This window comes from Pseudomonas sp. IPO3774 (assembly GCF_013386835.1).
Classification (GTDB): Bacteria; Pseudomonadota; Gammaproteobacteria; order Pseudomonadales; family Pseudomonadaceae; genus Aquipseudomonas.
On record NZ_JACAQY010000017.1, the window covers coordinates 118,162 to 130,589 of the forward strand.

Here is a 12,428-nt window from a genome sequence, read left to right on the forward strand (position 1 = left end):
GATTTATCGCCGGTGCGCTTCAAGGTGTGTGGACCAGAACACTCTCAGCCATTGAGTATTTTCTTAAGCTGATATCCGGTTATTACCGCTGATACTTCTTGAATGAAGTGCGCAGGCAAAAAAAAACGCTGCCCGTGGGCAGCGTCATTGCAACTGGGGTACCGCTCGATCAAGGCATCTGGACTTCGATCACGCCATCTGCGGTCATGTTGACCTGGCTGGTGCCGGCTTCGACTTCCGGCGTCGGTGCCGAATCCATCGCTGCGGCTTTCATCATCATCCCGCCACGTGCATACGGCTGTGGATAACCGTTGGTGTTGAAGTTCAGGTTGACGATCTTGTAGCCCTTGCCGCCCAGCGCATCGGTGGCCAGTTGGGCACGGGCCTTGAATGCGGTGACCGCTTCTTTAAGCAGGGCATCTTCGCTGGCCTTGCGGGTCGGGTTGGCGATGGCGAAGTCCATGCTGTCCATTTTCAGGTTGGTCAGCATGTCGCCGGTGAGCTTGGACAGGGCGGCGAAGTCGGCACTTTCCATGCGCAGCTCAGCGCGTTCACGCCATCCGGTGATTTTCTGGTTCTTGTTGTCGTAGATCGGGTAGCTGTTGCGGCTACCCTGGCGCAGGGTCACGCCTTTGACTTCGCGGGCCTGGGCCAGCGCCTTGTTCATGGTGGTGGTGATTTCGGCGGCAAGCTTGGCCGGGTCGGTGTTCTGCGACTCGGTGTACAGGGTGACGATCATCTGGTCGCGCGCCACTTCCTGGCTGACTTCGGCACGCAGGGAAATCTGGTTGTAATGCAGTTCGTCAGCGGCCATGGCCGGCAGGCTGGCGAGGGTAGCGGCGCCGAGGGTGAGGGTGGCTGCACTGCGAATGAAACGAGACATGTAAGCTCCTTGAGATGTTCGTGTTCGGTAAGACTGTAGACGCAAGGTTTCAGTTCTTCGGGTTTACACATTCGCTACAAGTTGGCGGATGCCGACGAACGGTCATGATCCTGACCCCTGCGTCAAAGAGCCACACACGCCGTGCCAGCGCTGTCGCTTCGTTTATACTCCGTGCGATCCGCCTGCAGCGCTCATCGGGAGAGCTCATGCTCGCCGCCGTAAAACTGACTTCCGCCACCCGCCAGAACCTTTGGCGCCTGACGTTCATCCGCACCCTGGTGCTGGCCGCACAGGCCGGTTCGGTGGGGCTCGCCTATTGGTTCAAACTGCTGCCGCTGCCCTGGTTGCAGTTGGCCGTGACCCTCGGCTTCTCCACGGTGCTGTGTGTATTTACCGTCATCCGGCTGCGCACCACGTGGCCTGTGACCGAGCTGGAATACGCCCTGCAACTGGCCTGCGACCTGTTTATCCACAGCGTGTTGCTGTACTTCTCCGGCGGCTCCACCAACCCGTTCGTGTCCTATTACCTGGTGCCACTGACCATCGCGGCGGTGACCTTGCCGTGGCGTTATTCGGTGGTGCTGTCGGGTATTGCCCTGACCCTGTACACCCTGCTGCTGGCACAGTTCTACCCGTTGCAGACCTTCCCCATCGCCCGGGAAAACCTGCAGATCTACGGCATGTGGCTGAGCTTTGCCCTGTCGGCGGCGGTCATCACCTTTTTTGCCGCACGAATGGCGGAAGAGCTGCGCCGCCAGGAAGAACTGCGCGCCATTCGCCGTGAAGAAGGCCTGCGTGACCAGCAGCTGCTGGCCGTTGCCACCCAGGCCGCCGGCGCGGCCCACGAATTGGGGACGCCGCTGGCGACCATGAGCGTACTGCTCAAGGAAATGACCCAGGACCACCACGACCCGGCCCTGCAAGACGACCTGAGTGTGCTGCAGGAACAGGTCAAGCAGTGCAAGCTGACCTTGCAGCAGCTGGTGCGCGCCGCCGAGGCCAATCGCCGCCTGGCGGTGGAGATGCAAGACGTCACCCAGTGGCTGGACGAAGCCCTGAACCGCTGGCACCTGATGCGTCCCGAAGCCAGTTACCGGTTTCACCTGCTGGGCCAGGGCACGGTGCCGCGCATGGCACCGCCGCCGGACCTGACCCAGGCGCTGCTGAACCTGCTGAACAACGCCGCCGATGCCTGCCCGGAAGGGTTGGAAGTGACCCTGGACTGGGATGCGGAAGACTTCACCATCAGCATTCGCGACCACGGCGCCGGTGTGCCGCTGGCGATTGCCGAGCAGATCGGCAAGCCCTTCTTTACCACCAAGGGCAAAGGCTTCGGCCTGGGCCTGTTTTTGAGCAAGGCCAGCGTGACCCGCGCGGGCGGCTCAGTGAAACTCTATAGTCATGAGGAAGGCGGCACGCTCACCGAGCTGCGCCTGCCCCGTGTCGCACGAGGAGACATCGATGAGTGACGAGATCCAAGTCGAAGGCGAAGAACTGCCGCACCTGCTGCTGGTAGATGACGACGCCACCTTTACCCGCGTGATGGCCCGCGCCATGAGCCGTCGTGGCTTTCGCGTCAGCACCGCAGGTTCCGCCGAGGAAGGCCTGGCCATCGCCACGGCCGACCTGCCGGAATACGCGGCCCTGGACCTGAAAATGGACGGCGACTCCGGCCTGGTGCTGCTGCCCAAGCTGCTGGAGCTGGACCCGGAAATGCGCGTGGTGATCCTCACCGGCTATTCCAGCATTGCCACCGCCGTCGAGGCGATCAAGCGTGGCGCCTGCAACTACCTGTGCAAGCCGGCAGATGCCGACGACGTGCTGGCCGCCTTGCTCTCCGAGCACGCTGACCTCGACACCCTGGTGCCGGAAAACCCGATGTCGGTGGACCGCCTGCAGTGGGAACACATCCAGCGGGTGTTGACCGAGCACGAAGGCAACATCTCCGCCACGGCCCGCGCCCTGGGCATGCATCGTCGAACGTTGCAGCGCAAGTTGCAGAAACGCCCGGTTCGACGTTGAACGGCGACTGAACAATCTGCTTCAGGCCGCACGGAGCCCTGAACCGATCGTCTATGATCGGTTCAAACGCCTGTTATTTTTTTCCTACCGAGCCTGAACAATGAATCAGAACGCTGAGTATTCCGCGGTCAATGACGCGGTGCGTGGGCAATTTTTAAGGAAAGTCTGGGCGCTGATCACCCCCTACTGGCGCAGTGAGGAGAAGTTCAAGGCCTGGCTGTTGTTGCTGGTGGTGCTGGGGCTTTCGCTGTTCAGTGTGGCCGTGTCGGTGTGGTTCAACAGCTGGAACCGCGACTTCTATAACGCCCTGGAAAAGAAGGACTACGACGCCTTCACCCACCTGCTGATGTATTTCAGCGTGATCGCCGTGGTGGCGATCGTCACCGGGGTGTTCACTTCCTATTTGCAGCAAATGCTCACCATCCGCTGGCGGCGCTGGCTGACTGAAACCTACTTCGCCAAGTGGCTGAGCGAGAAGAACTACTACCACCTGGAATATGGCGGCTACACCGATAACCCCGACCAACGTATCTCCGAAGACCTCAACGCCTTTACCAGCAGCACCCTGAGCCTGGGCCTGGGGTTTATCAGTAACCTGGTGAGCCTGGTGTCGTTCTCGGTGATCCTGTGGGGCGTGTCCGGCAGTATCGAGGTTTGGGGCATCACGATTCCCGGCTATATGTTCTGGGCGGCACTGGTATATGCCGTGCTGGGCAGTTGGTTGACCCACTTGATTGGTCGAAAACTGATCGGCTTGAGCAACCGCCAGCAACGCTTCGAGGCCGACTTGCGTTTCAGCCTGGTGCGAGTGCGCGAGAACGCGGAAAGCATCGCGCTGTTCAATGGCGAGCCGAATGAACACCAGCAACTGAGTGCACGTTTCGGGCGGGTGTGGAGCAACTTCTGGAGCATCATGCAGCTCAAGAAGCGCCTGAACTTTTTCACCAGTGGTTACTCGCAGATTGCGATCATCTTCCCGTTTGTGGTGGCAGCGCCGCGTTACTTTTCCGGCCAGATAGAGCTGGGCGTGCTGATGCAAGTGGCCAGTGCGTTTGGCAGCGTGCAGGGCAGCCTGAGCTGGTTTGTCGACGCGTACACCGTGTTGGCCAGCTGGCGTGCGACCTGTGATCGTCTGCTGAGCTTTGGCGAGGCGATGGAAGAAAACGAAGGCCGCAACATGGGCATCGAGTTGCAACGCCAGGGCGGCAATTTGCAGATGAGCAACCTCAGCCTCGATCTGGCGGATGGTCGTCACCTGCTGGATGGCGCCAACCTGACGGTTGCCGAGGGTGAGCGATTGATGCTCAGCGGGCGTTCCGGCAGCGGCAAGTCAACCTTGCTGCGGGCCATGGGCAATCTCTGGCCAAACGGCCACGGCAACATCCGCTTGCCGGCCGAGCGTTATCTGTTCCTGCCGCAAAAGCCGTACCTGCCGATTGGTACCTTGCGGGGTGTGTTGAGTTATCCACAGGAGGAGGGCGCGTACCCGGCGCAACGTTATGCACAGGTCCTGGAAACCTGCCGCCTGGCGCACCTGATTCCACGCTTGGACGAAGCCAATCACTGGCAGCGCATGCTGTCGCCGGGTGAGCAACAGCGCCTGGCGTTTGCGCGGGCGTTGTTGTTTGAACCGCAATGGCTGTACATGGACGAGGCCACCTCGGCGATGGACGAGGAAGATGAGGCGGCGCTGTATCAGGCGTTGATCGATGAATTGCCGGGGTTGAGCATCGTCAGCGTCGGGCACCGCAGCAGCCTCAAGCGTTTCCATGGGCGGCATGTGCGGATCGAGAACGGGCAGCTACAAGAACAACCCGTGTCCTGAGGCAGGGCGCGGTCAATGTGGGAGCGGGCTTGCTCGCGAATGCAGTGTGTCAGTCACCCGATGTATTAACTGACCCACCGCATTCGCGAGCAAGCCCGCTCCCACATTGGATCAGTGTCGTCTGGTCGACCTGATTCCAACAAAAAAGCCCGGCTGATCATCGATCAGCCGGGCTTTTTTATGCCGCTTGAAAAGCTATTACTTCTTCAAGCCGTAATGCTCATCCAGCATCCCCGGGGCATTTGGCGTTTTTGGCGCGTAATCCCGTGGCGGTTCCTGATTTTCCCGCGGAGGGGTCAGGCGTTCCCGTGGAGCGTGCGGTGCATCGGAATGCAGCGCGGCCAGCAGGCGCTGGCGGGTGATGTCGTCCAGGGCCAGGCGGTTGGCACCCTCGGCGAGATGATCCTGTACTTCCTGATAGCTCTGAGTGAGCTTTTTCACCAGGGTCGCGGTGCTGTTGAAGTGGGTAACAACCTCGTTCTGATAACTGTCAAAACGTTCCTGAATGTCATCCAGCTGACGCTGCGTGCGGTTAGGCGCGGCATTCGGCAGCAGGCGGGCAACCAGGAATCCAATGGCGACACCGGCAACCAAGGCGAGAGTCGGCAACAACCAAACTAAGAGCGAGTGTTCCACGAGTCCTTCCTCTATAAACGGCTTTGCTTTACGTTAACGGCTCGGACCTGCGCTGTATACCGCGATTAAGCTCGCAATGATGCCATGCACAGACTTTTAGCTAGACGAGTCGACCCCTTGAGAGGTCACGGAGTTCCTTCCTTGCTGATGCGTGAAACCCCCGTTTTGATCGATGGCCCGGTAGGCCAACTGGACGCCCTGTATCTGGATCACCCCGAGCCACGTGGCCTGGCGCTGATCTGTCACCCGAACCCGGTGCAGGGCGGCACCATGCTCAACAAAGTCGTATCGACCCTGCAACGCACCGCGCGCGATGCCGGCTTGATCACGTTACGTTTCAATTATCGCGGTGTCGGCACCAGTGCCGGTACGCACGATATGGGCACCGGTGAAGTCGACGACGCCGAAGCGGCAGCCACCTGGCTGCGTGAAAAGCATCCCGACCTGCCGATCACCCTGCTGGGTTTTTCCTTCGGCGGGTTTGTCGCGGCCACCCTCGGCGGCCGCCTGGAAGCCAAGGGCGAAAAACTCGCGCACCTGTTCATGGTGGCCGCGGCCGTGATGCGCCTGCGGGATAACGACGTGTTGCCACAAGGCTGCCCATTGACCGTGATCCAGCCGGAAACCGACGAAGTGGTCGACCCGCAACTCGTCTACGACTGGTCCGCGGCCCTGAATCGCCCCCATGAGCTGCTGAAAGTGGCAGAATGCGGACACTTTTTTCATGGCAAGCTGACCGATCTCAAGGATCTTGTGCTGCCACGTCTTTCGAATTGATGACAAGCGATCACCCATGACGACCCGTACCCGCATCCTCACCGGCATCACCACCACCGGCACGCCGCACCTGGGCAACTACGCCGGCGCGATTCGCCCGGCGATCCTTGCCAGCCAGGACGCCAACGCCGACTCCTTCTACTTCCTGGCCGACTACCACGCCCTGATCAAGTGCGATGACCCGCAGCGCATCCAGCGCTCGCGCATGGAAATCGCCGCGACCTGGCTGGCCGGTGGCCTGGATGTGAACCGGGTAACCTTCTACCGCCAGTCCGACATCCCGGAAATCCCCGAGCTGACCTGGCTGCTGACCTGCGTGGCGGCCAAGGGCTTGCTCAACCGTGCGCACGCCTACAAGGCCTCGGTGGACAAGAACCTGGAGAACGGCGAAGACCCGGATGCGGGGATCACCATGGGCCTGTACAGCTACCCGGTGCTGATGGCCGCGGACATCCTGATGTTCAACGCCCACAAGGTGCCGGTCGGTCGTGACCAGATCCAGCACGTGGAAATGGCTCGCGACATCGGCCAGCGCTTCAACCACCTGTTCGGCAAGGGTAAAGAATTCTTCACCATGCCCGAAGCGCTGATCGAAGAAAGCGTCGCCACCTTGCCGGGCCTGGATGGCCGCAAGATGTCGAAGAGCTACGACAACACCATCCCGTTGTTCACCAGCGCCAAGGACATGAAGGACGCGATCTCGCGGATCGTCACCGACTCCCGCGCGCCGGGCGAAGCCAAGGATCCGGACAACTCGCACCTGTTCACCCTGTACCAGGCATTTGCCACCCAGACCCAGGAAGAAGAGTTCCGCGGTGAACTGCTGCAAGGCCTGGGCTGGGGCGAGGCGAAGAACCGTCTGTTCCAACTGCTGGACGGCCAGTTGGGTGAAGCGCGCGAGCGTTATCACCAACTGATGTCGCGCCCGTCGGACATGGAAGACCTGCTGCTGGTCGGCGCCCGCAAAGCCCGCGCCGTGGCTGCACCGTTCCTGGCCGAACTGCGTGAAGCGGTGGGCCTGCGCTCGTTCGTCAATCCGGTCGCCGTGGCTGCCACCACCAAGAAGAAAGCTGCGAAAGCCGCACGCTTTGTCAGCTTCCGCGAAGACGACGGCAGCTTCCGCTTCCGTTTGCTGGCGGCCGAAGGCGAGCAACTGCTGCTGTCGCGCAACTTTGCCGACGGTAAAACCGCAGGCGCCGTAACCAAGCAGCTGCAATCGGGTCAGGCGCTGGATGTACGCAGTGAAGCCTCGAGCTTCAGCGTGTGGCTGGACGGTGAAGTCGTCGCCGATAGCCCGGCGTTCGCCGACAGCGCCTCGCGGGATGCGGCGATCGAAGCCTTGCGCGTTGCGTTGACCCCAATCGAGGATTGACCCGACCAAGGGTTGATTGCCATTCTTCAGGGCCGTCGTTACAGTGGCGGCCCGTTTTTGTTGCCTTGCTAACGAATTATGACGCCCCTAGAACGATATCAAGCTGATCTGAAACGCCCTGAATTCTTCCATGACGCTGCCCAGGAAACTGCGGTGCGCCATTTGCAGCGCCTGTACGACGATCTGGTCCAGGCCTCGCAGAACAAGCCGGGCATGTTCAGCAAGCTGTTTGGCAAGAAAGACCATACGCCGGTCAAGGGCCTGTATTTCTGGGGTGGTGTTGGCCGGGGCAAGACTTACCTGGTGGACACCTTCTTCGAAGCGCTGCCGTTCAAGGAAAAGGTCCGCACCCACTTCCACCGCTTCATGAAGCGCGTGCATGAAGAGATGAAGACCCTGCCGGGCGAAAAGAACCCGCTGACCATCATCGCCAAGCGCTTCTCGGAAGAAGCCCGGGTGATCTGTTTCGATGAGTTCTTCGTGTCCGACATCACCGACGCGATGATCCTCGGCACCCTGATGGAAGAGTTGTTCAAGAACGGCGTGACCCTGGTCGCCACCTCGAACATCGTGCCCGACGGCCTGTACAAGGACGGTCTGCAACGCGCGCGTTTCCTGCCGGCCATCGCCCTGATCAAGCAGAACACCGACATCGTCAACGTCGACAGCGGCGTCGACTACCGCCTGCGTCACCTTGAACAAGCCGAACTGTTCCACTACCCGCTCAACGAAGTGGCCCAGGAAAGCCTGCGCAAGAGCTTCCGCGCGCTGACGCCGGAATGCACCCAGGCGGTTGAAAACGACAAGCTGATCATCGAAAACCGCGAAATCATCGCGCTGCGCACCTGCGATGACGTGGCCTGGTTCGAATTCCGCGAACTGTGCGACGGCCCTCGCAGCCAGAACGACTACATCGAACTGGGCAAGATCTTCCACGCGGTGATCCTGAGCGGTGTCGAGCAGATGAGCGTCACCACCGACGACATCGCGCGGCGCTTTATCAACATGGTCGACGAATTCTACGACCGCAACGTCAAGCTGATCATCTCGGCGGAAGTCGAGCTCAAGGACCTCTACACCGGCGGCCGCTTGAACTTCGAATTCCAGCGCACCTTGAGCCGCTTGCTGGAAATGCAGTCCCACGAGTTCCTGTCGCGGGCGCACAAGCCGTAAGCGATGTGCTTGAAATGAAAAAGGCCCGCAGCGATGCGGGCCTTTTTTTATGCAAAATTTCCAGGTCAACAGAAAGCAACTGTGGGAGCCGGGCTTGCCCGCGATAGCGGTCTGTCAGCTGATGCCTCTGGTGCCTGGCACGCCGCCATCGCAGGCAAGCCAGCTCCCACATTTTTACTGTGTATACCCTTTGGTTACGCCGCCTGCTGGAATTGCTGGCGATACTGGTTGGGCGACAGCTCGGTATGCTGGCGGAACAGCCGCGCAAAGAAGCTCGCGTCATCGTAGCCCACCTCGTAACTGATGGTCTTGATGCTTTTTCGGCTGCCGGACAGCAGGCCCTTGGCTGTCTCGATGCGCAACCGTTGCAGGTAGTGCAGCGGCTTGTCACCGGTAGCGGTCTGGAAGCGGCGCATGAAGTTGCGGATGCTCATGCCGTGTTCCCGGGCCACGTCTTCGAAGCGGAACTTGTCGGCGAAGTGCTCTTCGAGCCAATGCTGGATCTGCAGGATGATCACGTCCTGGTGCAGCTTCTGCCCGCCAAAACCGATGCGCCCGGGGGCGTAGCTGCGTTGCACTTCGTAGAGGATGTCGCGGGCTACGGCCTGGGCGATGTTGGCGCCGCAGAAGCGTTCGATCAGGTAGATGTAGAGGTCGCAGGCTGAAGTGGTGCCGCCGGCGCAGTAGAGGTTGTCGGCGTCGGTCAGGTGCTTGTCCTGGTTCAGCTGCACCTTGGGAAAGCGTTCGGTGAAAGCGTTGAAGAAGCGCCAATAGGTGGTCGCTTCCTTGCCATCCAGCAGGCCGGCTTCGGCGAGCCAGAACACCCCGGTGGCTTCGCCGCACAGCACCGCGCCACGGGCGTGTTGTTCACGCAGCCAGGGCAGCACTTGGGGGTAGCGTTGGCACAACGAGTCGAAATCGTCCCAGAAGGCCGGGAGCACGATGATGTCGGCGTTTTCGAGGCCGCCGTCCACCGGCATGATCACATCGCTGAAGCTGCGCACCGACTGCCCGTCGGGGCTGACCAGGCGGGTTTCGAAGGCGGGAGTGAGGCCCTGGCCCAGCTGTTTGCCGTAGCGCAGGCTCGCGAGGTGGAAGAAATCCTTGGCTTGCATGAGGGTTGAAGCGAATACCCGATCAATGGCCAAAATGCTGACGCGCCGCAAGGGCGTGGAGATTTGGTTAGACATAATTTCATTTATTCTTATAGGGGAAAGTGGTCACCAGACGGCTGGATCGTCTTATTTTTTGTCGCATGTGTCCAGTGTCCTGTGACGCCTTCGCGGCTTAGGCTCTGTGATCCCGGTCTTGTCCGACAATTCACACAGGTGACCCATGATTCCCAGAACCTTGTTCAGCTCGGAGCACGAACTCTTCCGCCAGAGCGTGCGCACCTTCCTCGAAAAAGACGCGGCGCCGTTCCACGGGCAATGGGAAAAGCAGGGCTACATCGACCGCAACCTGTGGAACAAGGCGGGGGAGGCGGGGATGCTCTGCTCGCATCTGCCGGAAGAGTACGGCGGCCTCGGGGCGGACTTTCTCTACAGCGCGGTGGTAATCGAGGAGATCAGCCGGCTGGGATTGACCGGGATTGGTTTCTCCCTGCATTCGGACATTGTTGCGCCCTACATCCTGCATTACGGCAGTGAGGCGCTGAAGCACAAGTACCTGCCCAAGCTGATCTCCGGGGAAATGGTCACGGCGATTGCCATGACCGAGCCGGGGGCCGGGTCCGACCTGCAAGGGGTCAAGACCACGGCGGTGCTGGATGGCGATGAATACGTGATCAACGGCTCCAAGACGTTCATCACCAATGGCTTCCTGGCTGATCTGGTGATCGTCGTGGCCAAGACCGATCCCAAGGCCGGCGCCAAGGGCACCAGCCTGTTCCTGGTGGAGGCCAACACGCCGGGTTTCGACAAGGGCAAGCGCCTGGAGAAGATCGGGATGAAGGCCCAGGATACATCGGAGCTGTTCTTCCAGGATGTGCGGGTGCCCAAGGAGAATCTGCTGGGCCAGGCGGGGATGGGCTTTGCCTACCTGATGCAGGAGTTGCCGCAGGAGCGTTTGACGGTGGCGATTGGTGCGCTGTCGTCAGCCGAGGCGGCGTTGCAATGGACGCTGGAATACACCCGGGACCGCAAGGCGTTCGGCAAGGCGATCATCGACTTCCAGAACACCCGATTCAAACTGGCGGAGATTGCCACTGAAACCCAGATCGGCCGGGTGTTTGTCGACAAGTGCATGGAGTTGCACCTGGAAGGCAAGCTCGATGTGCCCACGGCCGCGATGGCCAAATACTGGGCCACGGACCTGCAGTGCAAGGTGCTGGATGAGTGTGTGCAACTGCACGGCGGGTATGGGTTTATGTGGGAATACCCGATTGCGCGGGCGTGGGCAGATGCGCGGGTGCAGCGGATTTATGCGGGGACGAATGAGATCATGAAGGAGATCATCGCACGGGCGCTTTGAATTCTTGGTGTTTTTGAGGGCCTCTTCGCGAGCAAGCCCGCTCCCACATTCGACTGCATTCCAAAGGTGGAACTCGGTGGAATGTGGGAGCGGGCTTGCTCGCGAAGGCGGCCTAGAGATCAATCAAGGCGCAGGATTCGGATGATCCTTCTGAATCGCCTCAATCCCTGCCAGCACCTCATCCGACAGTTTCAGGTCGGCGCTGGCGATGTTGCTGTCCAGCTGGTCCAGGGTCGTGGCGCCAATGATGTTGCTAGTCACGAACGGTTGTTGGGTCACAAACGCCAATGCCATCTGCGCCGGGTCCAGGCCGTGCTCACGGGCCAGTGCCACGTAACGGCTGCATGCAGCTTCCGACTGCGGGTTGAAGTAGCGGCTGAAGCGGCTATAGAGGCTCAGGCGGCCCTTGGCCGGGCGTGCGCCACCTTCGTACTTGCCGCTGAGCATGCCGAACGCCAGCGGTGAATACGCCAGCAAACCGCACTGTTCACGGATGGCGATTTCCGCCAGGCCCACTTCAAAGCTGCGGTTGAGCAGGTTGTAGGGGTTCTGGATCGACACCGCGCGGGTCCAGCCACGGGCTTCGGCCAGGGCCAGGAACTTCATGGTGCCCCACGGGGTTTCGTTGGACAGGCCGATGTGGCGGATCTTGCCGGCCTTGACCTGCTCATCCAGGGCTTCGAGGGTTTCTTCCAGCGGCGTGAGGTCTTCTTCGGCCTTGTGCTTGTAGCCCAGTTGGCCGAAAAAGTTGGTGCTGCGCTCGGGCCAGTGCAGCTGGTAGAGGTCGATCCAGTCGGTTTGCAGGCGCTTGAGGCTCGCGTCCAGGGCTTCGGCGATGTGCTTGCGGTTGTGCTTGAGGCTGCCATCGCGGATGTAGTCGATGGTGTTGCCGGGGCCGGCGATCTTGCTGGCGAGGATCCAGTCGGCACGGTCGCCGCGGCTTTTGAAGTAATTACCGATGTAGCGCTCGGTGGTGGCGTAGGTGTCGGCCTTGGGCGGCACCGGGTACATTTCCGCGGTGTCGAGGAAGTTGATCCCCGCGGCCTTGGCCCGTTCGATCTGTGCGAAGGCCTCTGCCTCGCTGTTCTGCTCGCCCCAGGTCATGGTGCCCAAGGCTATCGCGCTCACGTTCAGATCGGTTCGGCCCAGCTGTCGATAGTCCATCGGGTACTCCTTCGGGGAAAACAATCATAAAAGCAGGTTGAAATTTTTTTGGCAATCTGCATAATTGCCCACCTCTTTCTGCAGTGGAAGTGATGCGCCGCCTG

Annotated in this window: 11 protein-coding genes; 7 read left to right on the forward strand and 4 right to left on the reverse strand. The window is 60.5% G+C overall.

What is annotated here, in order from left to right; genetic code table 11:
• Positions 1-169: 169 nt before the first annotated feature.
• Entirely contained in the window at positions 170-883 is a 714-nt protein-coding gene (locus HYE77_RS10920; protein WP_003216012.1) for an SIMPL domain-containing protein, read from the reverse strand.
• Positions 884-1,089: 206 nt separating this feature from the next.
• Between HYE77_RS10920 and HYE77_RS10925 the strand changes: the two genes are divergently transcribed.
• The 3 genes from HYE77_RS10925 (at position 1,090) to HYE77_RS10935 (ending at position 4,730) form a co-directional block, all read left to right on the forward strand.
• A complete protein-coding gene (locus HYE77_RS10925; protein WP_003216013.1) occupies positions 1,090-2,352 on the forward strand; it encodes an ATP-binding protein in 1,263 nt (420 codons plus the stop codon).
• Positions 2,345-2,905 (forward strand): response regulator transcription factor, encoded by a 561-nt coding sequence (locus HYE77_RS10930; protein ID WP_003216016.1) that lies wholly within the window; start codon positions 2,345-2,347, stop codon positions 2,903-2,905. The genes HYE77_RS10925 and HYE77_RS10930 overlap by 8 nt, the downstream gene beginning before the upstream one ends.
• Positions 2,906-3,005: 100 nt before the next feature.
• Entirely contained in the window at positions 3,006-4,730 is a 1,725-nt protein-coding gene (locus HYE77_RS10935; RefSeq protein ID WP_003216018.1) for an ABC transporter ATP-binding protein/permease, read from the forward strand.
• 198 nt (positions 4,731-4,928) lie between these two features.
• Here HYE77_RS10935 and HYE77_RS10940 read toward each other — a convergent pair whose 3' ends face one another.
• The gene (locus HYE77_RS10940; RefSeq protein ID WP_003216019.1) at positions 4,929-5,366 is read right to left on the reverse strand and encodes a YhcB family protein; all 438 of its coding nucleotides are present in this window, start codon (positions 5,364-5,366) and stop codon (positions 4,929-4,931) included.
• 147 nt (positions 5,367-5,513) lie between these two features.
• On the opposite strand from HYE77_RS10940, the gene HYE77_RS10945 reads away from it, so the two are divergent.
• The 3 genes from HYE77_RS10945 to zapE all read left to right on the forward strand — a co-directional run bounded on the left by HYE77_RS10945 (position 5,514) and on the right by zapE (position 8,688).
• Positions 5,514-6,143 carry an alpha/beta hydrolase gene (locus HYE77_RS10945; RefSeq protein WP_102604577.1) on the forward strand — a complete coding sequence of 210 codons (630 nt, stop codon included), beginning with the start codon at positions 5,514-5,516 and terminating at the stop codon, positions 6,141-6,143.
• Positions 6,144-6,159: 16 nt separating this feature from the next.
• The gene (locus tag HYE77_RS10950) at positions 6,160-7,515 is read left to right on the forward strand and encodes a tryptophan--tRNA ligase (protein WP_102604564.1); all 1,356 of its coding nucleotides are present in this window, start codon (positions 6,160-6,162) and stop codon (positions 7,513-7,515) included.
• Positions 7,516-7,593: 78 nt separating this feature from the next.
• Complete coding sequence (gene zapE / locus HYE77_RS10955) at positions 7,594-8,688, forward strand: cell division protein ZapE (RefSeq protein ID WP_177068783.1); 1,095 nt, start codon at positions 7,594-7,596, stop codon at positions 8,686-8,688.
• Between the two features lie 194 nt (positions 8,689-8,882).
• On the opposite strand, the gene HYE77_RS10960 is transcribed toward zapE, so the two are convergent.
• Entirely contained in the window at positions 8,883-9,803 is a 921-nt protein-coding gene (locus tag HYE77_RS10960) for a GlxA family transcriptional regulator (protein WP_173406101.1), read from the reverse strand.
• A 220-nt stretch (positions 9,804-10,023) separates the two neighbouring features.
• Here HYE77_RS10960 and HYE77_RS10965 point away from each other — a divergent pair, with 220 nt between their 5' ends.
• Positions 10,024-11,160: an acyl-CoA dehydrogenase family protein gene (locus HYE77_RS10965; protein WP_177068784.1), complete on the forward strand. Its 1,137-nt coding sequence runs from the start codon at positions 10,024-10,026 to the stop codon at positions 11,158-11,160.
• Between the two features lie 123 nt (positions 11,161-11,283).
• Here the strand turns inward: HYE77_RS10965 and HYE77_RS10970 are convergent, their stop codons facing one another.
• A complete protein-coding gene (locus HYE77_RS10970; protein WP_003216030.1) occupies positions 11,284-12,324 on the reverse strand; it encodes an NADP(H)-dependent aldo-keto reductase in 1,041 nt (346 codons plus the stop codon).
• Positions 12,325-12,428 lie beyond the last annotated feature (104 nt).